Origin of the sequence: Acinetobacter sp. YH12219 (assembly GCF_013417875.1) — a bacterium.
Lineage (GTDB): Bacteria > Pseudomonadota > Gammaproteobacteria > Pseudomonadales > Moraxellaceae > Acinetobacter > Acinetobacter amyesii.
Genome location: NZ_VPDC01000014.1, coordinates 1 through 22,542, shown reverse-complemented (window position 1 = coordinate 22,542; position 22,542 = coordinate 1). Strand labels below are relative to the sequence as shown.

The window sequence follows — 22,542 nt, the reverse complement described above, 5'->3', positions numbered from 1 at the left end:
AATCCCCTAAATTTCTCTAATCTCTAAACCATGAACCGATTTCATTAAGTGCTTCTTCAAGCGATAAACTGGCAAACTCCGTGTCATCTTGCTTTTGACATCCTCAACGACCAGCTGTCCCTTTTCCCGATAAACAAAATCTGCGACATACTTGATTGCTGGCTTGCGTCTTGGCTCACTTTCAAACTTTACCGACTCAGCCAATATGAATGCTTTTTGCAGTTCTAAGTTTTTAATCTCCCCTGCACGCTCTAACAGCGATAAATCCCGATAACGCCTTGCTTCTTTCTGACTATCGAAAGTGATGCCGTTAAGCATCACCTTCTTGTTGTTGTATTTAGTCATTGGCACCTCGCCACATCATCACCACAAATGCTACTGTCAAAAAAATCATCACAAAGCCAAGCCAAGTCGTTTTAAATTCAGCAAAAAGAATCACATTGCAGAGCAGAAGCACCACTACTTCTTGTTGGAATTTACTCATGCTCATCTCGCAAATCGATCTGGTGCTTAGTAAGGCGAGCACCATTGTTTATTTGATCTTCCGCTTTCTGACGCGCATCAGTGAGTAAGTCATTGGCACCTCGTCCTAGAACATCTGTTCTTTCTCGGGCCAGATAAACATCCACTTCTTCTAGCAAGGTGTTGTAACGCTTCTTGGATTCAGCCGCTAAATTCGAAGCTTCTTCCTGAATAGCAAATGCTTTGTTTAATTCCTCTCTGCTATGAATCGGAGCATCAGGATTTTCGGTATCAAAATAATTTCGGAAATCCTCAAACCGGTTACACGCGTCTCGATGTACTTGTATCCAGTTAATAAACATCATTCCAATTTTTTCTAAGTCCTGATTACTCATGATCACCTCGCAGGGCTTCTAAATTCTCAATTTGAGCCTCGATAACATCCGCAAACTCGCTATCGTTAGACCACAAATCAAATTCATTTCTTATACTGGTGGTAAGTTTCTTGTATTCATCAATTCGCTTTTGTTGGTCCTCAACCTGCTTCTTCTTCTCGATATAACAAGCCTCTATGTTGTTGAGCTGGGCTTTTAGCTCATCAATGATGGCTTGTTGCTTTTGCTCTCGATTCAACCAAGCCCACCAAGCAAAAGTTCTCTCATATTGACCACCACCTGCACGTTGGTATTGACCTTCGTTTTCCCACCATTGATCAAATTCATTCACCCAAATCGCCTGCTGATCTAGCTCGGCTTGTGTGTATGGCTTCACGTCCTTAAATTCACTCATCCCTCAATCACCTTCGTCGTCGGCGCTATATGATTAGCAATGTCACTTACAAAGTCGGTGCGGTCGTGGTCTGCGATGGCAGCGCGAAGGTCGTTGACACAGATAAAATCAGTAGACAATTGCGACAAAAAGAAATCGTCTTTTTCTGCTGAGTAATATTTGAATTTAGTAAAATGAGTTCCAAGTTTGCGATGTCGCTCCACAATTTCCCGCATTTGTTCGATTGTTAGGTTCATGCTGCCTTCTCCCGTTGTTCAATCGCTTTCATTGCTAACTTAATTTGCTCATAACGCTCTTTTGAGCATGGTCTAGTTTGATTGGTTATTTGCGATATGAACGCATGAGCCACTTTCAACTCTCGACACAAATCACCACCACGGCCTTTGCGTTCTTTGCACCACTGATCCAAAGCCTTAATCTCTACTAAGGCTGCCTGATCCTCTTTTTGACGAGCACGCTTTTTATCTGTCTGCGCAACAGAATTCGCCATCACTTGACGCATAGTCTTTTGAGATTTTGGTTTTGAGCCATTCCATCCTTTGCTGCATTCACCTGAAAAGCCTCGAGGTAATTGCTCAACAGCTCCACCGTTTTTTAAGAAAGCCTCAAGATCACTATCAAGCTGCTCACGTAGACTGCGTTTAGCTTCAAGCTGAGCATGAGTTGTATTTCGACCTGCTTGCACGGATTCGATACGCTGTTGTAGTAATTCGTTCATGCTGCACCTGCCTTACCAACCATAAAGCTTGGTGGAGTAGGTAACGATTGTTCTATTGGTCGCCACAGGTGTAAGCAATACGGATGGTTGTTCACATAGTCACTTTTAGGTGGGTGATACTGAATTACGCAGTCATCTTCACTCCAAAACAAGGACTTGATGAAACACATCTCTTCCCAAGTTGGACAACGTGACGGAAGTGAAACACTGACATGCTCCCAGCCCATTTGATCGCTAGCAATGACAGTGAAAACACATTTCTTGGTCTTCACCCAAAATGCACCATTATTTCCATAGCTATCACTGCTCGCCAATGGTCCTGATTTAATTCTGTATTTCTCTGGAACAGTAAAACTCACACCCCACCTCCTACACGCTGATCCGCCCAATTACATTCAACAATCACCAGGCCATCATGCTGAAAACGAGACCATAAACGGTCACCCAAATCCTTTTGCAACTCAGCCATCGTCATGTTCGAAATCAACATGGTTGGCTTAGCAGCGTCATAACGCGCATATAAAACTTTGTGTACAAGCTGCAACCGATTTTCATGACGGTCATGCAAGCCATATTCATCAAGAATTAACAGGTCATATTCAGTGAATCGGTGAATTGCGTTTGATTCTGTGTCATCAGGCTTTTTCCACGCATTTGCAATCTCATTACCCATATCTTCCGAAGTGATGTAACGAGCATATTTGCGTGATTCCAAGATGTTTCGAGCTACAGCGCATGCCAAGTGTGTTTTGCCTGTGCCTGTACGACCAACCATGATCAGATTACGGTTAACGCCTTGCTTGAAGTCCTTTGTGAATGCTGTGCAGTGTTGCTTGGCGTTCTGCTGACCAATGTTTTTTACGATGTAATCTTTGAAGCCGCTATTCGCATGACGAGCTGGTAACTTAGCCCCCTCAAAATGCTTTTCACGAACCATGCGATTTACTTCAACCTCGTGATCCTTGTGAGCTTTGTTTAAAATCTCTGAAGCGCATTGCTTGCAAATTGCTGTTTGTCCTACTCGAACTTTTTGAACCTTGTGAGCTTCACAGAACTCAGCACTCATTTGAATTTTTGTATTCAGGATTGATGCGTTCATACCAAATCCTCCAATTCAATGTTGTCACTGGCAGGTGCGTAGTGCTGAACTTCACCCCATGCATCGTTTACGTTTCGTGAATTTTGTTTTTCAGGAATACGGCCTGTAGATTTTTTAGCTTCACGCTCAGTCTTAGCCAATTGTTTTTCAAATTCCTGAAAAATCCATTGTGCAAACTTGCGAAGTTTTTGGTTGTTCGTGATCTGGTGATTATTTTCGTGGTGAGCGTTGAAGTTCCCAAGATGGAATTGAAAATCTGCCATGCCTAGAATTTCAGAAACTCGTTGTGAGTATTTTGTGGTTTTCAAAGCGAATGCCAACTGCTCAAGATCTGGTGTCCACGAATCCACGTTTTGATTTTCAACGTGCGCGTTACTGTGTGTGTTTATATCTGTTGTATTCTTTGTTGTATTCTCTGTAGTAACGAATTGCGCATCCGTATCTCCGCGGATTGCGCTTTCGTATTCCCCCGAATTGCGGATTCGTCGTTCGGGAAATGCATCATCCGCAGTTCGGGAATTACTCTCTTTTTCCATGTTAATTTGATCGGAATTTATGCAGTTCTCAAACCATAAATCGAACGCTTGAATGTTTAATTTGAAGTATAATTTATGCTCTAAACGCTTCTCTGTTTCACTCAAAATACCTAAATTTTTAAGCAGTGTGCGCGCGGTTGCTTGCTGTCTATAAGTTAGGCCAGTCTCCATCAACCACTCTTCAGATGTCTTGTATACACCTAATTCATTGTCTGTTTTATCGTGCCAGTAAATAAGCTGACTTAGAAAAATACCAGCCAAAGGGTTACCAAGGTGAATACCAAGCTGTGGGAAGTACGCAATCGCTCTACCAAGCCCTTTTAATGTTGAATAATGGCTCACTTAGCACACTCCAATTTGACCAGGCCACGTTTCTCCAATTGGCGAATAATTCGAGGCTCTACAAATTCGTTGTTTATCTTGTATCGTACACGTGACTTTTCTTTGACCTGAACAAGCTTCTCGCCATTTTGCATTTGTCGACGAATAGAAATAGCTCGCCCCCCCATTTGGGTGGTGTGCTCCAAGATGTAATATGATTCTTGAGCTTCAATAGCAGCGTTCATTTGGGACAATGGCATCGCCGCCAATTCTTTTGCTGAATAAATTTTTACTGGATCAAGCAAAGAAATAATCGATTCAATCGGTGCTGGTGAAACCGTGATGTCTTGCTTAATTTTGGTGATTTTTTTCATAGCACGCCACCTTTAATATTTAAGAGAGCGCCTACTCTGTCGCCCTCATATTTCAGCTCATCAAGCAAGTCTTGCAGTCCAAATTGATTTGCTCTATTGATGAGATGGCGAATAAATTCATTTTTTTCATGATCACCATCATATTCGTCACAATCGCATTCACACTCATGGTTTTCACACTCAGAGCAATGGAAATCAACACCGCGATCCATCAATTCTTCAGCAATTGATTCAAGATCACTTTCATCCGCTTCGTTTATGAAACTCATCACATCATCAAGTGTCATACCTCACCCACCCCTTCATTAATCTGTATAAAACGTCCAAACATCAAAATCATTTCTGAACGCAGTAAGCTTGAGATAATTTCACCGGCATACCAGGCCGAGATCCGATGTTCATTGGTTAGCATTTCGATAAACTCATCACGTGTGACTGCAGCATTGGCTTCATCACGATTGATCTTGCGTAAGTTGGCCTTTCGGATATCCAATAAACCATTGAGCGTGCGTAGCGCTGGGTTATACCAACTCTGAACGCCTTGCAGGTGTTTATGCTCAGGCTGCTTTTTGATTGCCTTGTTGGTGATCATGGAACCTCCGCAAGCGCTTGTTCAGCAGCAGTCAAACGACGTTTGGCCAAGATCTCTGCAACCGTTGCCGGACGCACTAAATGGCTCAGTGCAAAGTTGTGATTTCCATCTAGCAATACGCCATCACCTTGGACTTTATGTACGGTCATTAGATGGCCTGGTTTGATTGGGTCTGTGAAGACCACGACGTCGCCATTAAGAAACCCATCGTTTGCCATGTGATTGTTTTGTGGTATATTTGGTTTCATATTCATTTGTGATTTGCCTCATAAATTGAATTGGAAGCCTGATGTTCGAGATCAGGCTTTTTTATTGCTCGACACATTTGTTTATTTGCATTTCTAGCTCTGCCAAAATTTCGTGCAGCATGTGAATGACCTTTGACATATCTATCGCTTCACCTCGGGTGATCCGACCGTCTGCCATCATTTCTTTGAACTGCGCACATATATCCCCACCGCCCATTCCAATACTCAACACTAGGTCTGTGAGCGCTGTATCACGGCATTCGGGTATGCATGGCAAGTTAATGGCCACTTTTCCGTGTTGAGCATTCAGTCTTTGCAGAATTCGGTAATCCCCTGTCAGCTCCATAAGTTTTGAAGCCTCAAGCAAAGTAATGTGATGTGTTTCCGTATTGGGATTCACTTTACTGTTCAGCACCGCTGGGCTTTTGATGCCCATTCGTGGCGCTAATGCATTCGCTCCACCTTGGTAGTCGTGAACTGTGTTGTAAGCAGCGTCCAATATGTTCATATCGGTGTCCTTTGAACGTGGTTATTGGAGGGCTGGGTTATTACCATTTTGGTTATTAGGAATTTGATTAGGATATAACCCAAAATGTTGAAGTACTTCCATTTCAGAAACCTCACCATTACTAGCTGTAGACAATGCTTTACGCAGCGTTTTACGCGGTTCTTTATATCCATACAGCAAATGTGACTTTATATAACCAACTGTTGTTCCTGCATCTTTTGCATATTTTTCTAAATCTTCTGGGCTTTTCTTAAGAATAAAGTCGCGGAAATTCATAGATTGATCCTCTCGTATCAATCCAAATATTACCTTTTAGGTAATGTAAATACAACCTTTTTTCTTGTTTACCTTTTTGGTGATGAAACTACAATTAACAAATGTGACGTGTCACAACAATTTCAGGAAATTTATGGACAGCAAATCAATTAGATACCAAAACACTCGCTTACTTGTTGATCAAGTTGGTGGTGTATCCAGTTTTGCTGACAAAATTGGGAAAGGACAATCTCAAACAAGCCAATTTGCAGGCACAAATCCAATCAAAGGTATTGGTAATAAAGTTGCCCGAGAAATCGAGGAGGCTTTTGGTAAGCCACATGGTTGGTTAGATTTACCGCAAGAAGGCACACAAAATATTGAAAAGAATGTGTCAGACCCAATCCCATTAATAGGAAAATTAGTACCAGTAATTTCTTGGGTACAAGCCGGTGCATGGACTACGGTGGATTCCGTACCCGCAGGTACTCAGTTTGAGGAATGGTTACCGCCAAATCCTAAATGCGGAAAGAATGGCTATGGTTTGGAAGTGGTTGGAGAGTCAATGCTCCCCGACTTTAGGCCTGGCGATAAGATTTATGTAAATCCTGACTTTCAAATAACAGATTTAAAAACAGGTGATTTAGTTATTGTTTCTTGCCAAGGTGATAGTGAAGCGACGTTTAAGAAGCTTATTGTTGAAAGTGGGAATATGTATTTGCAACCTTTGAATCCTGACTGGCCAGAGAAAACTATTGCTTTAGAGGATGGTTGTAAGTTGGTTGGTAAGGTTGTTGGATTATATAGAGACGTGTAATAAAAGGACCCAAATATATGAGTACTGGAACAAACCCATTGTATGCTCAACAAAGAGAATACTCTGGTGCTCAAACATTTCATAAATATTTATATCAATATAATTGGGCTATTTTTACAATTTTTGATTTTTATAAAAATGACTCTCAATATGTTGTTTTCCCAGAGCTACATGAAGATATTGTGATTGGAAATTCAACAAAATTTGATGAAGTTTTTTTTGATTTTAACCAAGTCAAATGTATTGAAACAGGTGAGAAATATACTTTAGCTGATTTAGTGTATAAAAGTCCTTCCAAGAATACCTCTTCAATCCTAGGTAAGTTACTAGAGAACAATAACTCACATACATATAGTTCCAGAATTAAAAATCTAAACCTTGTAGCAAGTTGTGGTTATAATTTTAAAATAAAAGATGGAACAAAAATTTCTAAAATTAATATAAATGATATTAACGATACAGAAGGATATAAAGATAAATTAATAAATGAAATGTCTCTAGAAGAACTTCCAAAAAATCTAAACTTTATTGATCCAGAATTACCACCTGCAACACAGAGATATGCTGTTATCGGAAGAATATCTGATGTACTAACTGAAAAGCATCCAAAATCAAATTTTAATGCAACAACAATATACCAATCTGTATTTGATGAAATTTGTAAAAAGGGTGAAAAAGTATGTGACTATAAGGATTGGGATGAAGCTGTGGATAAAAAAGCCATTTCCTCTGAAAAAATAAATAACTTAATCAAAAATGTTGTCATATCTCCTTCGCTTGATACTACACAAATTAATGATTTTTTAGATGAGCTTAACTTAAAAGCAAGAGTACGATTAAAATATCATAATAGATATAGAGATATCCTAATTAGTAATAGCACAACAAGCCAAAAAAACATTTTTTTGGAGAAAAATTTTAAGCCAATTTTCGATAAAGGTTATAATTTAACTGAAGATACGGATGAGTTAATCAACTATATGAGAAGTAATTCTCCAAAAGAGTTATTTGATCAATTTATAGATGAAATTGACTTTCAATGCACTGTGATCTTTTACATAATTGAGAGATTAAACAATGAAAGATAAGAACTTTCGCTTATTGGTTAGAAATTTACGGGGAATTAAAAATGGCAAAAAAATTAATATTAAAGAAGCTTACAATCTTGGCGACTACAGAAAAGTCAGGGAATCAATTTACTTTTGGGAACGGTATAAATCTAATAACAAGCTCTAAAAATAGTGTTGGAAAAAGCTCCTTAATCAAAAGTATCCTTAGCTCTTTTGGAGCGGAACCATTTTACGATAAAAGATGGAGAGATCTGCAATGTAATTACCTCATAGAATTTTGTATTGCAGATAAGAACTATCAGATTGCTAGATTAAAAAATGAGTATTACTTATCAAATGATAATAAAAAATTCTATTATGATAACTTTAAAGATTTTTCAAAAAAATTCTCAGAGTTATTAAATTTCAACCCAATCCTTAAGACGAGAGGCGATGATTATATTTACGATATAGCTCCACCAGCATACTACTTTATTTCCTTTTATATTGATCAAATTAAAGGATGGGGAAAAGCTTTCGCTAGTTTGGATAAACTAGGGCATTATGAGAGATGGCATCATCCTATTCTTGAATACCATGTGGGGTATACAAATTCCAACATAATGAATTATAAGTTAAAAATATCTGAATACAAAAAACTAAATCACTCTGCCGAAAGTAAAAAAGAAAAAGTTTTAGACTCAATTTCTCTTGTAAAGGAATTGCTTACTGATAAAATCAATGCTCTTGAAAACGAAATACCTAAGGATAGTTCAATTAGTATTGATACATCGCCATTACCTAATCTTGATCTAACTCAAGAAAAAGATAATTCAAACCTATCAAATACTGATGAATTAAATGAAATAAAAAAATTATACGAAAGCAGCCTTAATGTTAGAAAAGAAAAATATGATCAACTCACGTTAGTTAAAGAAAATCTAATTGAGTTAAAAAATCAATCTAAGTTTATAAATAGCAATATTACTGAATTAAAAAATGATTATTATTTTTCTGTTGAAAGTCTGGATGATGTAGTTGAATGCCCATTATGTGGTGTTAATCACAACAATAATCTTGAAAATAGAACAGATATACTATTGGATGCGGATAAACTTAATACACTTTTATCTGAAGTAAATTTAGAAATTGAAGCAAAAGAAAAGGATGCTAGTGAAATTGAAAATTCTATACAGTTATTAGATGATCAGCTTTTAGAGTATGACAATAAAATTCATTCTTTTAACAATTTTGAAGATACAATTAATTTCTATTCAAGTCAGATAATTGAGGATAAATCACAAAAATTTATTACCAAACAAATTGAAATCATTGGAGAAAATACTATTTCCATTGCTAATCTTGAAGATGACTTGAAAAAAATAGAAGATCTAATTGATAAAAAATCAATTAACAGCTCTTTCAAGGAAGCAGTACAACATTACTCTAATAAACTTTCTATTTCTATACCAGATCAAAGTATTCCGAGCTTTAAACAATATTCAAAATATGAAAAAAATGGTGGAGCGGCTGATAGTGCTAGGTCATTACTAATGTACTATCTATCACTATATTCAGTAATATCTAAATATTCAGATGAAGTTATTTCACCATTATTTATAGACACTCCAAATCAGCAAGAACAATCTAATGAAAATTACCAACGAATTTTAAATTCATTTAAAAAAGATCTGCCAAATGATACTCAACTTTTTTTAGGAGCAATGGAGCACCCATTAATAGACGAGTTTAAAAAATCCTGTTCCAAAATTTACACATTGCAAGATACAAAAAAATTATTAAATACAAAAAATTATGAGAAATATCTCACAGAATTTAACTCATATATTTCAACTTTTACACAATGAAATTCGATCTCACACACCTTAGATGGCCACTTTTATAAGTGGCCTTCCTTTATCTACTTATGGATATTGAGTAGGCTGAGAATTTTAATTAAATCAAATAAAATCTCAGCGGTAGGTTTTATTCCCCCTATTTCCCCTTATAATTCATCCACCAATAACAACAATACAAAAATTTGAAAACTACAATTCTAAGCACACTACTCATCACTTTGACACTCACTGGCTGCCAAAAGTAGAATACGGAAGAACCAAAAGTTGATGAAGCTGTCAAAACCCAGTTTGAAAAATCAGATGATCAACTCGGAAAATATTTAGCTAAGCTTGATAACCCAGATATAACCCAAAGAGAAAAAATCCGGATAATTTGCAAGGATTTTCCAGCTGAATACACAAACAACTATATGCCAGCACTATTGATGCTTCAGCCCAAAGACTATACCGAGCCAGGCCTACTAAAAGATCATAAGACAACCGAGTATTATTATAAAGAAAAGCTAAAGATCAGTTGTAGTTAAGTCAATCTAGTCGAAGAATCTAACCCCCCCTAGCGTGGGTTTTCTTTTGCCTACCACAAAGCAAAAACAACCAAAAAGATAAAAAAAGATAATTTTATATTGCATTAAATTACCTTTTAGGTAATATTTATCTCACAAACAACAAAAAAGCACATCGATCTTCTACCCCCGATGTGCTTTGCAAACTGCGAGATAAGTATGAACAAAACCTTAACCCCTTTCAATAGCCTCAAGGTAACACTTGTCGCTGCAACCGTAACAATCGGTGTTTTAGCATGTGCCTACAAGCCTGCTTTAAGTAACACTCAGGTGCTTCACAAAAGTATTCCTGAATTTACTACTGTTGCTGCAATGGAGCTAACTTCTAAAAACTCAGGTAATGCTGTTATCCGTTTAGACAACTTCACTCTAGACGTAAGCTTTGACTTTGAACCATTTGAAGACAGCTACGGCGTACCCGGTAGTGAATTTGATACGGCTGAAATCACCCAGTTATCTGTAGATCACATCTCCGATGAATACGGCAATCCTTTCCCTGACTTCACGGACTACAACGACCACCGCAACATCAATGAAATGTTGGTGCAGCACATGATTAAAAACCGTTTGTTGGGAGAAGTGTGATGACTATTAACATTATTCCAGCAGACCAAGCTCTAAATGTCAGTGCCATCATCACTTACATCTATGCAGATCCAGGCCTCGGTAAATCCTCTTTAGGCTTTACTGCAGATAAAGCTGTTTCATTTGACTTCGACCGTGGTGCTCATCGTACCGGTGAGCTTCGTCGTGGTGCAGTAATTCCAGTTCAACAATGGGCTGACGTTGCAGGTCTTACAACTCAAGACTTAGCACCTTACAACACTGTCGTTATTGATACAGTAGGCGCGATGCTTGAATGCATTAAAACCCACCTACTACTTCATCCTAACAACCGGCAGAAAGATGGCGCTTTAAAACTTAAAGCCCAAGGTTTGGCCAATCAAACATTCAAGCAGTATGTGAACACTCTAATCAGCATGGGTAAGGATGTTGTTTTTATTGCTCACGCCTCTGAGGACCAAAATAATGATCAGATCATCTACCGTCCTGACTTAGGCGGTAAGAATAGAAATGAGCTGTACCGTATCGCAGATATGATGGGTTATATGACTACTGTCACTACTGGTGAAGGTAAAAATGCTCGTGTCATCAACTTCAAACCATCTCCCACTCACCATGCAAAAAACTCAGGTGCTCTTGGTGGAGAAACTGGTGAAGTTTGGGTACCTGACTTAAAAACAGAACCGATGTTTTTAGCACAATTAATTTCAGCAGCTAAGGCACACATCAATACATTAACCCCTGCGCAATTGGCTTCCGCAAAAGCGCTTGAAGACTTAGAAAACTGGAAACAAAGCTGTGATGAAGCGCTATATGCCAGTGATCTAAACCAGTTAACTGAGTCTCTTGATAAGAGCCATATGTATTACCAAAACATGCGCCAAGCCATGCTACTCAAAGCCAAAGAACTGAATTGTACCTTTGATAAGCATAAAGAAACATGGATTAGTCCACCTGAATTTAATGGCATATCAGATGCGCAACGTGATGACCTATTAACCTTCATCGATGAGCGTGGATTAGATACAAAAACTGTATGCGAACATCTAGGTATAGATTCACTGATGCAGATCGATGTATCGAAAATTCAAGAAGTAAAACAGGAAATAGATCAAATTGCTAAAGCGGGAGTAAATTCATGATTATCTTAAACGGACAAGAAGCATTTGCTGCCATGGCTGCAGGTCAAAACATTGAGTGTCGTCATACTGGATCTGATTTAGATTTTGATAGCATTCGTAATTTCCCTGCGACTGTTTACTTTGACCCTGATCATGAATTCCGTATTGCTGTCGTATATATGACCATTGGTACCATGCAAGTTCCAGAAGCCATATCCGAAGCACCAGCAAAAGGCACACCATGTTTTGCCCCATCACTTTTAATAACTGAATTGAGTAAATCATTCAAATGGAAAAACTCAGAATCTGACTTGGAATTACTTACTCGTGGTTTAGTTCATCTACATGAAGATAATGCGGTAGTTCATGCTCAGGCATTGATTTCGGTAAGTGGTGGCTCTTTAAGTACAGAAGAACCTGTCTCTGACACATCATTGCCTTGGGAAAATGAACCGGCTACAGAAGCTGAAAATAGCCAAATTCAAACATCAAATGATGTTGAAGAAAAGACATCGGTTGAACCTGCAGTTGAAGAGATTGAAACAGATCCAGTGAAACTGGTTGAAAAGTTCACTATGCAAATTAATGCATGTACCACCAACGAAGCAGTCTTGGCATTACGTCCGGTGTTTATGGCAAATGGTCATTTAGAACGTGAACACACTCAGCACCTATGTAAGTTAACTGAGGATAAGCTGCTTGAACTAGATCCAGAGCAATATACACCTAAGCCAGAACATACGACTAACAACTTAAGTGTAGAAGAACTCAAACGTTTGCAGGTTGAGGCTGAAAAGTTAGTAGTAGAGAAAAAGTTAGCTAGTGAGTCAGCAGACGCCGAGTATCAAAATCTTTTGAAAGATTTAATAACCAGTGCAACAAATGCTCAAACACCTAAAGAAGCTACCGTCCTTACCGGCTATACACGCAACTGGACTGAAGCACAGCGCAAACCATTATTGGATGCTATTCATAAGCGCTTACGTGAGCTTGCACCTGCAGAAGCTGAAATTAAAACTCCACCTTCACTGATGGTTCAGATTCAAAATGCACCAGACTTAACGGCATTAGATGCATTGGAAATTGATGTTTCTGCACGTAGTCCTGAAATTCAACCAAAGTTAATGGACTACGTTAAAAAGCGCCGCTTCGAGCTTGAAAATCAAGCAAGTGAGGTTGTCCAATGTAAGCGTCCGCTGAACACACCTTCTGAATTCATCCTATAAGCCTTAATTTAGTCCCCACTTAGAAACAAGTGGGGACTTAAATTTATGACTACAAATCATCAGACATCCATCGCATCTCTTGCGAAAAAACGAAGAACATACAGTGCTGAATTTAAACAGCAGATCGTTCAGGCTTGTAAAGCACCGGACGTTTCAATTGCTTCAGTCGCTTTGCAACATGGATTGAATACAAATCTTGTATCCAAATGGATTCGCTTAATTGATGCTAAGCCAGGGAGTGATCGCTCACCACTACCGAATAAACCTGCATTTATTGCCTTATCTTGCTCTGCACCATTAGATCCTACTCCTACTGACATGTTAAAAGTTCAAATTACTTTACCCCACTCAAAAGCAGAAATTGGCTTGAAATGGCAAGTATCAGAAATACCTGCCTTGGCAGAATTACTCAAGGTGCTGGCAACATGATCCGTATCGATGAAATCTGGCTTTCTACCCAACCTCTGGATATGCGAGCAGGGATGGATACTGTCATGGCTCAGGTGGTGAGAGCCTTTGGCTACATTAAACCGCATTGTGCTTACCTGTTCTGTAATAAACGTGGCCATCGCATGAAAGTGCTGGTACATGATGGACTGGGCATCTGGCTGTGTGCCCGGCGTTTGGAACAGGGAAAATTCCACTGGGCTAAAGTTCACCAGGGTGAAAGCGTAGCTCTCAACCCGGAACAGTTACAGGCATTAATCCAGGGTTTGCCTTGGCAGCGCATTGGACGACAGCAGGTGGTCACGATGCTCTAAACCAAGCTCGGCTATTCTGCCATCCTCCAAACGTTCTATTTCATTCTTCTCATGACCTCAGGCATACTGCGGTCATGAATACGCTGCCAGATTTAAGCCAACTGACCCATGAACAACTGCTGGAATTCACCCGGCAGTTGGCGATGCAGCATCAACAACTCGCAGAAGATAAACAACAATTAGATGCTCAAGTTCAACATCTGGAAGTATCAAATCAACAATTAGATGCCAAAGTTCAACATCTTGAAGTCACCAATCAGCAATTAGATTCTAAAGTTCAGCATCTTTCTATTCTCAATCAAAAATACGAGCATGAACTGGCGCTGTTTAAACAGCATAAATTCGGCAGTAAAAACGAACATCTCACCGCAAAACAAATCCATCTGTGGGATGAGGCGGTCGAAGAAGATATCGCAGCCGTTGATCTGGAATTAGAACGATTAAATGCAGATAAAACCCATGCAGCGACACAGAAAGCCACAGTCAACAAACCTAAACGTCGACTGCTGCCAGATCATCTACACACCATCCGTATTGAGCATGAACCTGCATCAACCCAATGCAGTTGTGGCTGCCAGTTACGTCGTATCGGCGAAGATATCAGTGAAAAACTGCATTTCAGACCGGCACAGTTCTATAAGGAACAGCATGTGCGTGGTAAATGGGTCTGTGATCAGTGTGACACTCTGACTCAGCAAGCGATGCCCGCCTATGTGATTGATAAAGGCATTGCTTCACCTGAATTGCTCAGCCATGTGCTGGTATCGAAGTATGCCGATCATTTGCCGCTGTACCGTCAACGTCTGATCTATCAGCGGGCGGGAATCGAACTTTCTAGATCAACTTTATCTGACTGGATAGGTCGCTGCGGTGTGGAACTGGAACCTCTGGCCAATGCCTTAAAAGAGGTGGTACTACAACAGCAGGTGCTGCATGCAGATGAAACACCAGTCACCATCATGCGGATGGGTGAGAATGATAAAAAACCGAAGAAAGGTTATGTCTGGGCCTATGCCACCACACAGTACAATCCAGTTCAGGCGGTGATCTATGACTTTCAGGATAGTCGTTCAGGCCAGCATGCTGCAGAGTTCTTGAAAGGCTGGCAGGGCTATCTAGTCTGTGATGATTACAGTGGTTATAAAGCACGCTTTAAATCAGGCCAGGTCATAGAGGTGGGCTGCATGGCCCATGCACGTCGTAAATTCCATGAACTGCATGTAACTGGGAAAAGTCAGGTCGCTGAACAGGCCTTAGTGCTGATTCAGAAACTGTATGCGATAGAAGCAGAACTCAGGAAAAAGACCGATGGTACAGCGGAAGACCGCCGCGAATACCGACAACAGCATAGTCAACCAGTGATGCAACAACTATATGAATGGCTCAACCAACATCATCTGACAGTGCCATCGAGTTCTCCTACCGCCAAGGCCATCAATTACACTCTGAAGCGTTGGCCAGCCTTAAGCCGCTATCTGGATGATGGCAATCTACCGATTTGCAATAACTGGGTGGAAAACCAGATGCGCCCCTGGGCGTTGGGACGTAAGAACTGGTTATTTGCAGGTTCGCTGCGCAGCGGTCAGCGAGCAGCCAATATTATGACATTAATCCAGTCAGCAAAGCTGAATGGGCTGGATCCCTATGCCTATTTAAGTGATGTGCTGAAAAGGTTGCCGACACATAAAGTGACTCAGATTGAAGAATTACTGCCACATCGCTGGAAATCCAACTCAAATTAAAAAATAGGCATGGGGTTCAGCGGACGCTTACTGTCCAATGAAATTCAACTACTAATCAATGACTCGAATACTGACTGTATACGGGGCAAAAATGACTCACATATTTAACAATGTAGGCGCTGGTGAAATTGAAGAGCTGCTTACTGATGCGAAATTTAAAGAAGCGACATGGAGAAATTAATGGCTCTTAAAACGTTAAATAAAGTTGATGAAAATGACCGTCAAGAAGTATTGGAACGCTTTATTGCCGCGCCATTGGAACAAAACTTCCCTCAAGAAGTTGTAGCTTTATATTTAGATTGCTCACCTTGGACTTTGGCAAAAATGCGCTGCGAATCAAACGCCTTACCATTTAAAAAGATTGGACGACGTGTTGCATATAAAAAGTCAGATGTGCTGGCTTTTGAGGAAAGCAAGACAGTAAATTCCACAGCACAATATGCATAAAATAAAGGCAGGGTTACCCTGCCTTTATTTGTTTTAGTCTCTCACTCCAAACGCTCTCATAATTGAAGCAATCAATTTTTCCTTGATATACAGCCTCAACCATATTCATTGAAGCACGAAGTTCTTCCATTGGAATTTGAACATAACCACCAGTTACATCAATTCTTGGCTTAGCTGTATGATTAAGAAGACGTTTCGTTACATAGATGTTGAACCTTAATAGGTTGCAGATCGTCGCAAAGGTACGTCGGAAGTCATGCATAGATACATAAAAATCCACTTCATCTCCAACTCGCTTCAATAATGTATCCACCTTAGTGGCATGAACATTTGAAGAAGTAGGCATTTTGGTTGCAGGAAAAACCCAATCATTTTCTCTTAGTAAATATCGATCTTTTAGGATTGACAGTAAGTGGTCACCTATTGGAAAAAGATGGTCGGTACCATTTTTAGTATCGCGGAACAACACAGTACCATTCTTGAAATTAACATCTGCCCAGCTGAGACCACAAACCTCTTGGCGTCTACAGCCTGTGTACATCGCGAATAAAATAATATCTCTATTGGTATTTGAACGAGCTGTATTTTCTAAATTCAATTCATCCTGATAATTCAGCACAGCATTGTAATATTTAAAAATCACATCCTTATGAAGATATTTTTCTCTACGCTGAAGTACATTCCACCCTTTTGTTACAGCAATGACGTCTACAGGGTTAGATTTCAGGATGGGTTTTTCATCTGTCGAATAAACGACGTGCATATATTTCCAAAGTGTCCCCAAAAGAGATATTGACCCATTTGCTGCAGAAGGACTTTTTTCAGAGACTTCTAAAAATTTATTCAAAAGCTCGTCTTTGGTAATTTCAAATAACTTTCTATTTGACCAACCCAAATATAGATCAAAGTATTTTTTATATTGTCGTATCGTCTTAGGTCTAAAATCATTTCGGCTGATATAAATGTTTAAAGCTTCCGCTACTGTAATGTCTAATGGATTATCTTTGACTGCACCCTTCAAAGTTGCTTTGTAGGTGCCATTTGCGATCTGCGCTAAAATAAGCTGAGCCTTTGCCCGAGCTGCAGCGACTGGTAAGTCTGAAGTTTTGCCTAATGTAACTCGGAAGAGTTCACCATTAAAACGTCGTTCGATAATGTAAGATTTACTTTTTGTTGTAGCGCGAACAGCGAAACCTATTAGATCCTGGTCACGATAAATTTTTTGACCTTTTTCTGTTAATGTTATTGCGTCAACATTAGATTTATTTAGTTTCATGGTTGCATCTAAAATTATTGATGCTTAATTTAAACACCATTTACAACAGTCTACAAATAGTCTACAAGCCAAGTTTTCAAGCTATAAACACCCTATTATTTCAACTATAACTCATTGTTTATTATTAGTATATTAGATTTAAAAACCCCACAGGTGTGTTATAGAAAAAGTAGAATCCACCGAGTTTGGATTGGATTGGAATGTTAAGCATCAAACTGTATTCCTTAGTATTTACAGTAAGTTATAAACTTTTCAGAGTTGTATGCTTTTGCATCTAAAAGGCTTGGTTAGGATATGACGAGTATACAAATTTATTTTAATTAAATTATTTCAAAATTTGTACAATTTTATCAAAATATCAAATTTCCTCATTATTCTATTTATTAAACAATATGTTATTTTTACCTATAAAACTCTCATATGTTAATAAAAACCGCCCATTTGGGCGGTTTTTTATCTATTGGCTCTTAGTTCGAACTAAATTTAAAAAATGCAGATGACGCTCATATTGATCAATGACATCTTGCAAGATATCTTCTTGCGTCCATTCGATGATGTCATAATTTTGACCACCTTCCCTCAAAAATACTTCAGCTTGATAATCTTGCGTAATTTCTCCTGAATCAATCATAAAGCTTGGTGTATTTTTTTCTTGGACAACTACTTGGTAGATAAAGTTAATCTCATCTTGATGGTTTACACGAAGCTGCAAGCCATCATCTATCGTGTTTACCGTCACATCTAAATGACGACGCTTAAACTCTTTCTGTAGATTTGAAAATGCCTGGCTTACCGTTGTATCAATATATTGTTCAACTTCTTCACGTGTATGCGGATAATGCATAATCAATCCTAAACGTTGCTGCCAACTTCTTGGATTATGAATTGCTCTAGGTGTAATACGCGCATCCTGTAATGCTTGCATCTTGGTTGCATCTAAATGTAGAGCCTTGACTAAGCCCCAGCAAATTAAAAGCATTACGAAGGTGAATGGTAGTGCACTTAACATTGTTGCAGATTGCAAAGCTCCTAAACCTCCTGCAAACAACAAAACAATCGCAAGTACAGCCATTAACGTTGTCCAAAACAATCGTTGCCAGGTCGGAGAATTTTCCGATTTTGCTGTTAAATAGTCTGTAACAAGTGCACCAGAGTCAGCTGAAGTCACAAAAAAAAGCATAACCAGTATAGTCGCAACAAAACTCATAATGCCTGAGAATGGCAAGGTCCCTAAATATTCAAATAACGCAACGGATGAATCTCGTTGCACTGCAGAAATCAGCGAGGTGTTCGCTTCGTTTAAAATACTATAGAGTGCAGCATTCCCCATGACTCCCATCCAAATCAAGGTGAACCCTGTTGGAATAAGTAAAACACCTACAATAAACTCACGAATAGTACGGCCTTCAGACACACGGGCAATGAACATACCTACAAATGGTGACCATGAAATCCACCATGCCCAGTACATAATGGTCCAACCACCAATCCAACCATCAGATTGATAGGCATATAAATTAAAGGTCATGTTAAATAAGTTTGAAAAATACTGACCAGCATTTTGTATAGTCGCTTGCAATATAAATATTGTTGAACTAGCAAAAAATACAAATAATAAGAGAGTTAATGCTAAGCCTAAATTGATCTCTGATAATCGTTTAATACCCTTGTCTAAGCCCATAAATACGGACAAAGAGGCCATAGCTGTAACAATGACTATTAGTATTAGCTGTGTCGTCGTTGAATATTCAATCCCAAATAGATAATTCAAGCCAGAATTAATTTGGGTTACACCAAAACCTAATGTCGTTGCGACACCAAATACAGTACCGATCGTCGCAAAGGTATCTACACCATCACCGATTGGACCATAGATTCTCTTTCCAATGAGAGGATATAACGCAGAGCGAATTTTTAGAGGTAGATTGTGTCTATAAGCAAAGTAAGCTAACGCTAAGCCAACGATGGTGTAGATTGCCCATGCATGAAGTCCCCAGTGGAAGAAGGTTACGCGCATGGCTTGCTGCGCTGATTGGATCGTTTCAGGATCACCAGTTGGAGGTGATACATAGTGCATCACTGGCTCCGCGACACCGAAGAACATTAAGCCAATACCCATACCAGCAGTAAATAGCATAGCGAACCAAGAACTATTACTATATTTGGGCTGGCTATGATCTAAACCTAATTTAATTTTACCCATATTTGAACAAGCAATATAAATAAGCACTATTAGAAAAATGGCTACAGATAGCACATAGAACCAACTGAATGAGTTTGTAACCCATTGATTTAGTTGTTTAGTAATTAGATCAAAAGCATTGGGAGCTAAAAATACAATGGCAATGAAAATGCCGATAATAACAACTGTGCTAATAAACACATTTGGATTCACATTGGAATACCATGACGGTTTCAATGAAGACATACCTTCCCTATTCCGTTTTATTTGTAAGACAGATCAAAATTGATCAAAGAGATATCCGCTAACTGCGGAAGAAACAGGCTTGTAAAGATGAGTGCTGGCGATTGTAATTTCGCTCTATACGATAAATATTAAAAATATTCATGTGCATAAATTGAAAATTAAAGGCTAACTCAATCTAAGCCACTGTTTAGAATGTGCACATGTTATCATATTTTTAGATACTAAATTAAATATTAAGCAATTTATCAAATTAAGAAAACGATCAATTTAATGTCTTCATTCTAAATTCATTATATTTATCAATATCATTTTTCTTAATTTCTTATAATTTTCCAATTAATACAAAACTCAAAAAACCACTTTTTGGTGGTTTTTTGAACATTTTTTATCACTTATATAATTTCATCTGGTTGGTTTTTCTTCGGTTACTTTCTAAGTTATCCAGATCCAGATAAAGTAAGTTTAGCGAACTGCTTCAACATGCAATTTATAATTAACCGTTCTATTATTCCGTGCCGTATTCCGCATTTGGTAGATCTGAATCAAATAATTGCCTGATTCTGGCAGCTTGAATTTTCCAGATGCTCCTGTTGTAGATCCAATCACTAAAGCTTCTGTTTTTCCTGGTTTATCACCAGGAGCATATATATTAATTTGGGCTAAATCATGATTGCTTGTCAGCTTATAGCTTAAAGTTTGTCCAGCCTTAGCATTCAAACTATACTGAATGTCATCGTAGCCTTTAAATGATCCTGCAACTGTAGTACCAATAGCACCTTTTGCAAACTGAATGGGTTTTACTGGTGCAGCAGATACACTTGGCGAAACCGCCGCAGACAAAGCCAAAGTTATTGAACCTAACAAAGTTAATTTTTTCATCACTATGTGCCATTTTTAAATTGATCATTTTTAATCATGTGAAATTCTAAATTTCATCAATGATTTTTCATTTATATCGTAAGATGTACAAAGCACTTTTGCCATTTCCTTTTGTTATCCATTGATATAAAAAAACCGTACGAAGGTGGCTTATTTTTTACTTGAGCAGTCCGTATCTTGCATGTGAAAGGGTCTGTAATTCAAACATGTGGTCGTAATCATAGTTTGGCATTATGAATCCACATTTTTACTTACGTTTGATATGGCACTGCTCATAGAGAACATATTGTCGTTTAACATGGTCACCAGTAATGGATTAAGTTTGGCCAATGCTGGACTATGCGTGTTCCACCATGCCTGAAAGAATCGAGCATGTACGCAAAGCATTTCTAGGGATTGTTTTTCATCTATATAGATGTTCCCTTTTGACTTAACTTCTAGGGTTTCTAGGTAATTCACTGCATCTTGGAAATGAATGGCCAACAGATCACTATAGCGTGTTATGCGGAAGTGTTTGTTGTGACGTGACCACATTTCTGCATGAAGTTTGCGTTCACCTTGAGCACGTCGGTCGACGATTTCTTTAAGTTCGACTTGCTGCTCTGCGTTGATTTTTACTCGAGTATCGATTTGCTGCTGCAGGACTTCTTTTTCCAGTACGTCGAGTACCCATTTGCGGAATTCTTTGGCGACTGGTGTACGGGCAAAGAATGTGATGAGATGGCAGCCACGTAATGAAAAAACCCGTACCGTCAAATTGACGGTCTGAGGGTTAGCGACAACTTTTGTCATATCAGAAGTAAATTCATCTGACTTACGATCATAAATACGAGACGCTGAATCTTCTCGCGCATATCCTAAAGCACGTGCGAGTTCAGATGATGTAATCCAAATTTGATCATCATTGCTTTGTATTGGATGAAATTGCATTGCATTAAATGTTAGACTGTTCATATCAATTGTTCTCGAAAATGATTGGTAACTCGCCCCGTGATCCGCCAAGATTATTCGGGGCGTTTTTATACCCCTGCTAGGGATGTTTTTAAATTTATTCTTATAATAACCACTTGTCAATCCCTGCTGGGGATATTACTATTTAAAAAAATCATTCAACTTCAGAGTTTGAAATATGGGAAGAAATCTTGGTGTGGAATACAAAATGCGTATGTCCCAAGAACTAAAGGATAAAATTGCAGAATCTGCTAAAGAGCTGAACCGCTCTATGAATGCGGATATTGTCGCTCGTTTGGAGCAAAGTTTTGAAGAACCTATTACTAGTGAACACGAAGTAAATGATCTTCGTGAATTATTAAAACAGAGTATTGAAAATAACAACAAATATTTTCAAATGATTGAAGAGTTGTTAAAAAAAAGTGAAGAAAACTAACTTTTGTTGGAAATAAAGGCTAACGCAAGGTCACTTTAGCAGTTATCGATATTACTTAAATTGTTTTTTAAGAGTATATCAAATATAAATTTTTAATTACTGGAACAGCTTTATGATTAATTTTAATTATTTTGAAAAAATACATGCAAAGATTTCAAGAGAAGCGAAAACTGATACACTATTTGACCTTAACTCAAAAAATTCAGAGAAAAGAATAGATGATTTAGTTCTTGGAGAAGGCGTACAAAGAAAATTAGTTTTGGAAATCATGGAAAATCTTAGTACACAATACATCTTTACTAATAATAAAAAATATTTAGAAATTTATAAAATAATCAATTATATTTTTATACACAGAAACTCAAATAAAGAATTTACATCGAATAATACAAATATTAGATTTCTTTCATAAGTCATTTTTCACTCAGCTCCAAGTTATAAATTCCAGCAATTAGATTGAATCTTAATGCTAGTCTTTTGCCTCGATTGCGATATCGCTCAGCAAGAATTTTGAAGGTTTT

At 38.4% G+C, this 22,542-nt stretch carries 31 protein-coding genes and 1 pseudogene; 12 read left to right on the top strand and 20 right to left on the bottom strand.

Annotated features, from left to right (window positions below):
• Window positions 1-6: 6 nt before the first annotated feature.
• Genes FTV04_RS10330 through FTV04_RS10260 form a run of 15 tightly spaced genes read right to left on the bottom strand, consistent with a single transcriptional unit; the run spans window position 7 to window position 5,923 of the window.
• Entirely contained in the window at window positions 7-345 is a 339-nt protein-coding gene (locus FTV04_RS10330; RefSeq protein WP_180089415.1) for a DUF1064 domain-containing protein, read from the bottom strand.
• Window positions 338-484, bottom strand: a complete 147-nt coding sequence (locus tag FTV04_RS10325; RefSeq protein WP_180089413.1) for a hypothetical protein — start codon at window positions 482-484, stop codon at window positions 338-340. Before FTV04_RS10325 ends, FTV04_RS10330 begins: the two co-directional genes overlap by 8 nt.
• On the bottom strand, window positions 477-857 hold the full coding sequence (locus tag FTV04_RS10320; protein WP_257221025.1) for a hypothetical protein: 381 nt from the start codon (window positions 855-857) through the stop codon (window positions 477-479). The genes FTV04_RS10325 and FTV04_RS10320 overlap by 8 nt, the downstream gene beginning before the upstream one ends.
• Window positions 850-1,251 (bottom strand): hypothetical protein, encoded by a 402-nt coding sequence (locus tag FTV04_RS10315; RefSeq protein WP_180089385.1) that lies wholly within the window; start codon window positions 1,249-1,251, stop codon window positions 850-852. The genes FTV04_RS10320 and FTV04_RS10315 overlap by 8 nt, the downstream gene beginning before the upstream one ends.
• Complete coding sequence (locus FTV04_RS10310) at window positions 1,248-1,487, bottom strand: hypothetical protein (protein WP_180089411.1); 240 nt, start codon at window positions 1,485-1,487, stop codon at window positions 1,248-1,250. The genes FTV04_RS10315 and FTV04_RS10310 overlap by 4 nt, the downstream gene beginning before the upstream one ends.
• Window positions 1,484-1,969: a hypothetical protein gene (locus FTV04_RS16835; RefSeq protein ID WP_257221024.1), complete on the bottom strand. Its 486-nt coding sequence runs from the start codon at window positions 1,967-1,969 to the stop codon at window positions 1,484-1,486. Before FTV04_RS16835 ends, FTV04_RS10310 begins: the two co-directional genes overlap by 4 nt.
• The gene (locus FTV04_RS10300) at window positions 1,966-2,328 is read right to left on the bottom strand and encodes a hypothetical protein (RefSeq protein ID WP_180089384.1); all 363 of its coding nucleotides are present in this window, start codon (window positions 2,326-2,328) and stop codon (window positions 1,966-1,968) included. The genes FTV04_RS16835 and FTV04_RS10300 overlap by 4 nt, the downstream gene beginning before the upstream one ends.
• A complete protein-coding gene (locus FTV04_RS10295) occupies window positions 2,325-3,068 on the bottom strand; it encodes an ATP-binding protein (RefSeq protein ID WP_180089409.1) in 744 nt (247 codons plus the stop codon). The genes FTV04_RS10300 and FTV04_RS10295 overlap by 4 nt, the downstream gene beginning before the upstream one ends.
• Window positions 3,065-3,946: a hypothetical protein gene (locus tag FTV04_RS10290; protein WP_180089407.1), complete on the bottom strand. Its 882-nt coding sequence runs from the start codon at window positions 3,944-3,946 to the stop codon at window positions 3,065-3,067. Before FTV04_RS10290 ends, FTV04_RS10295 begins: the two co-directional genes overlap by 4 nt.
• The gene (locus FTV04_RS10285) at window positions 3,943-4,299 is read right to left on the bottom strand and encodes a hypothetical protein (RefSeq protein ID WP_180089405.1); all 357 of its coding nucleotides are present in this window, start codon (window positions 4,297-4,299) and stop codon (window positions 3,943-3,945) included. The genes FTV04_RS10290 and FTV04_RS10285 overlap by 4 nt, the downstream gene beginning before the upstream one ends.
• On the bottom strand, window positions 4,296-4,586 hold the full coding sequence (locus FTV04_RS10280) for a hypothetical protein (protein ID WP_180089403.1): 291 nt from the start codon (window positions 4,584-4,586) through the stop codon (window positions 4,296-4,298). Before FTV04_RS10280 ends, FTV04_RS10285 begins: the two co-directional genes overlap by 4 nt.
• On the bottom strand, window positions 4,583-4,891 hold the full coding sequence (locus tag FTV04_RS10275) for a hypothetical protein (RefSeq protein WP_180089402.1): 309 nt from the start codon (window positions 4,889-4,891) through the stop codon (window positions 4,583-4,585). Before FTV04_RS10275 ends, FTV04_RS10280 begins: the two co-directional genes overlap by 4 nt.
• Window positions 4,888-5,145, bottom strand: a complete 258-nt coding sequence (locus tag FTV04_RS10270; protein WP_257221022.1) for a hypothetical protein — start codon at window positions 5,143-5,145, stop codon at window positions 4,888-4,890. Before FTV04_RS10270 ends, FTV04_RS10275 begins: the two co-directional genes overlap by 4 nt.
• Window positions 5,146-5,200: 55 nt before the next feature.
• Entirely contained in the window at window positions 5,201-5,647 is a 447-nt protein-coding gene (locus tag FTV04_RS10265; RefSeq protein WP_180089401.1) for a phage regulatory CII family protein, read from the bottom strand.
• A 21-nt stretch (window positions 5,648-5,668) separates the two neighbouring features.
• A complete protein-coding gene (locus FTV04_RS10260) occupies window positions 5,669-5,923 on the bottom strand; it encodes a hypothetical protein (protein WP_180089400.1) in 255 nt (84 codons plus the stop codon).
• 133 nt (window positions 5,924-6,056) lie between these two features.
• Between FTV04_RS10260 and FTV04_RS10255 the strand changes: the two genes are divergently transcribed.
• The 10 genes from FTV04_RS10255 (at window position 6,057) to FTV04_RS10210 (ending at window position 16,051) form a co-directional block, all read left to right on the top strand.
• Window positions 6,057-6,719, top strand: coding sequence for a LexA family transcriptional regulator (locus tag FTV04_RS10255; protein WP_180089399.1), 663 nt, complete (start codon window positions 6,057-6,059; stop codon window positions 6,717-6,719).
• Between the two features lie 17 nt (window positions 6,720-6,736).
• Complete coding sequence (locus tag FTV04_RS10250) at window positions 6,737-7,807, top strand: dsDNA nuclease domain-containing protein (protein ID WP_180089398.1); 1,071 nt, start codon at window positions 6,737-6,739, stop codon at window positions 7,805-7,807.
• Window positions 7,808-7,848: 41 nt separating this feature from the next.
• Window positions 7,849-9,636 carry a hypothetical protein gene (locus tag FTV04_RS10245; protein WP_180089397.1) on the top strand — a complete coding sequence of 596 codons (1,788 nt, stop codon included), beginning with the start codon at window positions 7,849-7,851 and terminating at the stop codon, window positions 9,634-9,636.
• Between the two features lie 824 nt (window positions 9,637-10,460).
• Window positions 10,461-10,775, top strand: a complete 315-nt coding sequence (locus tag FTV04_RS10240; protein WP_257221020.1) for a hypothetical protein — start codon at window positions 10,461-10,463, stop codon at window positions 10,773-10,775.
• Window positions 10,775-11,896, top strand: a complete 1,122-nt coding sequence (locus FTV04_RS10235) for an ATP-binding protein (RefSeq protein WP_180089395.1) — start codon at window positions 10,775-10,777, stop codon at window positions 11,894-11,896. Before FTV04_RS10240 ends, FTV04_RS10235 begins: the two co-directional genes overlap by 1 nt.
• Entirely contained in the window at window positions 11,893-13,101 is a 1,209-nt protein-coding gene (locus FTV04_RS10230; protein ID WP_180089394.1) for a hypothetical protein, read from the top strand. Before FTV04_RS10235 ends, FTV04_RS10230 begins: the two co-directional genes overlap by 4 nt.
• Before the next feature lie 45 nt (window positions 13,102-13,146).
• Window positions 13,147-13,530, top strand: coding sequence for a transposase (locus FTV04_RS10225; RefSeq protein WP_004828545.1), 384 nt, complete (start codon window positions 13,147-13,149; stop codon window positions 13,528-13,530).
• Window positions 13,527-13,862 (top strand): IS66 family insertion sequence element accessory protein TnpB, encoded by a 336-nt coding sequence (gene tnpB, locus FTV04_RS10220; RefSeq protein WP_004828548.1) that lies wholly within the window; start codon window positions 13,527-13,529, stop codon window positions 13,860-13,862. Before FTV04_RS10225 ends, tnpB begins: the two co-directional genes overlap by 4 nt.
• 74 nt (window positions 13,863-13,936) lie before the next feature.
• The gene (locus tag FTV04_RS10215) at window positions 13,937-15,604 is read left to right on the top strand and encodes an IS66 family transposase (RefSeq protein ID WP_180009710.1); all 1,668 of its coding nucleotides are present in this window, start codon (window positions 13,937-13,939) and stop codon (window positions 15,602-15,604) included.
• Window positions 15,605-15,784: 180 nt separating this feature from the next.
• Entirely contained in the window at window positions 15,785-16,051 is a 267-nt protein-coding gene (locus tag FTV04_RS10210) for a helix-turn-helix domain-containing protein (RefSeq protein WP_180089393.1), read from the top strand.
• A 13-nt stretch (window positions 16,052-16,064) separates the two neighbouring features.
• Here FTV04_RS10210 and FTV04_RS10205 read toward each other — a convergent pair whose 3' ends face one another.
• The 4 genes from FTV04_RS10205 to FTV04_RS10190 form a co-directional block, all read right to left on the bottom strand.
• A complete protein-coding gene (locus FTV04_RS10205) occupies window positions 16,065-17,327 on the bottom strand; it encodes an integrase family protein (RefSeq protein ID WP_180089392.1) in 1,263 nt (420 codons plus the stop codon).
• 457 nt (window positions 17,328-17,784) lie between these two features.
• The gene (locus FTV04_RS10200; RefSeq protein WP_180089391.1) at window positions 17,785-19,755 is read right to left on the bottom strand and encodes a choline BCCT transporter BetT; all 1,971 of its coding nucleotides are present in this window, start codon (window positions 19,753-19,755) and stop codon (window positions 17,785-17,787) included.
• 462 nt (window positions 19,756-20,217) lie between these two features.
• Entirely contained in the window at window positions 20,218-20,634 is a 417-nt protein-coding gene (locus tag FTV04_RS10195; RefSeq protein ID WP_180089390.1) for a DNA breaking-rejoining protein, read from the bottom strand.
• 231 nt (window positions 20,635-20,865) lie between these two features.
• The gene (locus FTV04_RS10190; RefSeq protein WP_180089389.1) at window positions 20,866-21,588 is read right to left on the bottom strand and encodes a BRO family protein; all 723 of its coding nucleotides are present in this window, start codon (window positions 21,586-21,588) and stop codon (window positions 20,866-20,868) included.
• Between the two features lie 175 nt (window positions 21,589-21,763).
• Between FTV04_RS10190 and FTV04_RS10185 the strand changes: the two genes are divergently transcribed.
• Window positions 21,764-22,021, top strand: coding sequence for an Arc family DNA-binding protein (locus FTV04_RS10185; protein ID WP_180089388.1), 258 nt, complete (start codon window positions 21,764-21,766; stop codon window positions 22,019-22,021).
• A gap of 112 nt (window positions 22,022-22,133) precedes the next feature.
• The gene (locus FTV04_RS10180; RefSeq protein WP_180089387.1) at window positions 22,134-22,433 is read left to right on the top strand and encodes a hypothetical protein; all 300 of its coding nucleotides are present in this window, start codon (window positions 22,134-22,136) and stop codon (window positions 22,431-22,433) included.
• Window position 22,434: 1 nt separating this feature from the next.
• Here the strand turns inward: FTV04_RS10180 and FTV04_RS10175 are convergent.
• Window positions 22,435-22,542: pseudogene (locus tag FTV04_RS10175) on the bottom strand (IS5/IS1182 family transposase); the annotation flags it as partial.

What these genes read in the sequence shown, in the direction of transcription:
- FTV04_RS10330 (WP_180089415.1), bottom strand. Translation starts at nt 345, where the DNA reads ATGACTAAATACAACAACAAGAAGGTGATGCTTAACGGCATCACTTTC.
- FTV04_RS10325 (WP_180089413.1), bottom strand. Translation starts at nt 484, where the DNA reads ATGAGTAAATTCCAACAAGAAGTAGTGGTGCTTCTGCTCTGCAATGTG.
- FTV04_RS10320 (WP_257221025.1), bottom strand. Translation starts at nt 857, where the DNA reads ATGAGTAATCAGGACTTAGAAAAAATTGGAATGATGTTTATTAACTGG.
- FTV04_RS10315 (WP_180089385.1), bottom strand. Translation starts at nt 1,251, where the DNA reads ATGAGTGAATTTAAGGACGTGAAGCCATACACACAAGCCGAGCTAGAT.
- FTV04_RS10310 (WP_180089411.1), bottom strand. Translation starts at nt 1,487, where the DNA reads ATGAACCTAACAATCGAACAAATGCGGGAAATTGTGGAGCGACATCGC.
- FTV04_RS16835 (WP_257221024.1), bottom strand. Translation starts at nt 1,969, where the DNA reads ATGAACGAATTACTACAACAGCGTATCGAATCCGTGCAAGCAGGTCGA.
- FTV04_RS10295 (WP_180089409.1), bottom strand. Translation starts at nt 3,068, where the DNA reads ATGAACGCATCAATCCTGAATACAAAAATTCAAATGAGTGCTGAGTTC.
- FTV04_RS10285 (WP_180089405.1), bottom strand. Translation starts at nt 4,299, where the DNA reads ATGAAAAAAATCACCAAAATTAAGCAAGACATCACGGTTTCACCAGCA.
- FTV04_RS10280 (WP_180089403.1), bottom strand. Translation starts at nt 4,586, where the DNA reads ATGACACTTGATGATGTGATGAGTTTCATAAACGAAGCGGATGAAAGT.
- FTV04_RS10275 (WP_180089402.1), bottom strand. Translation starts at nt 4,891, where the DNA reads ATGATCACCAACAAGGCAATCAAAAAGCAGCCTGAGCATAAACACCTG.
- FTV04_RS10270 (WP_257221022.1), bottom strand. Translation starts at nt 5,145, where the DNA reads ATGAATATGAAACCAAATATACCACAAAACAATCACATGGCAAACGAT.
- FTV04_RS10265 (WP_180089401.1), bottom strand. Translation starts at nt 5,647, where the DNA reads ATGAACATATTGGACGCTGCTTACAACACAGTTCACGACTACCAAGGT.
- FTV04_RS10260 (WP_180089400.1), bottom strand. Translation starts at nt 5,923, where the DNA reads ATGAATTTCCGCGACTTTATTCTTAAGAAAAGCCCAGAAGATTTAGAA.
- FTV04_RS10255 (WP_180089399.1), top strand. Translation starts at nt 6,057, where the DNA reads ATGGACAGCAAATCAATTAGATACCAAAACACTCGCTTACTTGTTGAT.
- FTV04_RS10250 (WP_180089398.1), top strand. Translation starts at nt 6,737, where the DNA reads ATGAGTACTGGAACAAACCCATTGTATGCTCAACAAAGAGAATACTCT.
- FTV04_RS10245 (WP_180089397.1), top strand. Translation starts at nt 7,849, where the DNA reads ATGGCAAAAAAATTAATATTAAAGAAGCTTACAATCTTGGCGACTACA.
- FTV04_RS10235 (WP_180089395.1), top strand. Translation starts at nt 10,775, where the DNA reads ATGACTATTAACATTATTCCAGCAGACCAAGCTCTAAATGTCAGTGCC.
- FTV04_RS10230 (WP_180089394.1), top strand. Translation starts at nt 11,893, where the DNA reads ATGATTATCTTAAACGGACAAGAAGCATTTGCTGCCATGGCTGCAGGT.
- FTV04_RS10225 (WP_004828545.1), top strand. Translation starts at nt 13,147, where the DNA reads ATGACTACAAATCATCAGACATCCATCGCATCTCTTGCGAAAAAACGA.
- tnpB (WP_004828548.1), top strand. Translation starts at nt 13,527, where the DNA reads ATGATCCGTATCGATGAAATCTGGCTTTCTACCCAACCTCTGGATATG.
- FTV04_RS10215 (WP_180009710.1), top strand. Translation starts at nt 13,937, where the DNA reads ATGAATACGCTGCCAGATTTAAGCCAACTGACCCATGAACAACTGCTG.
- FTV04_RS10210 (WP_180089393.1), top strand. Translation starts at nt 15,785, where the DNA reads ATGGCTCTTAAAACGTTAAATAAAGTTGATGAAAATGACCGTCAAGAA.
- FTV04_RS10205 (WP_180089392.1), bottom strand. Translation starts at nt 17,327, where the DNA reads ATGAAACTAAATAAATCTAATGTTGACGCAATAACATTAACAGAAAAA.
- FTV04_RS10200 (WP_180089391.1), bottom strand. Translation starts at nt 19,755, where the DNA reads ATGTCTTCATTGAAACCGTCATGGTATTCCAATGTGAATCCAAATGTG.
- FTV04_RS10195 (WP_180089390.1), bottom strand. Translation starts at nt 20,634, where the DNA reads ATGAAAAAATTAACTTTGTTAGGTTCAATAACTTTGGCTTTGTCTGCG.
- FTV04_RS10190 (WP_180089389.1), bottom strand. Translation starts at nt 21,588, where the DNA reads ATGAACAGTCTAACATTTAATGCAATGCAATTTCATCCAATACAAAGC.
- FTV04_RS10185 (WP_180089388.1), top strand. Translation starts at nt 21,764, where the DNA reads ATGGGAAGAAATCTTGGTGTGGAATACAAAATGCGTATGTCCCAAGAA.
- FTV04_RS10180 (WP_180089387.1), top strand. Translation starts at nt 22,134, where the DNA reads ATGATTAATTTTAATTATTTTGAAAAAATACATGCAAAGATTTCAAGA.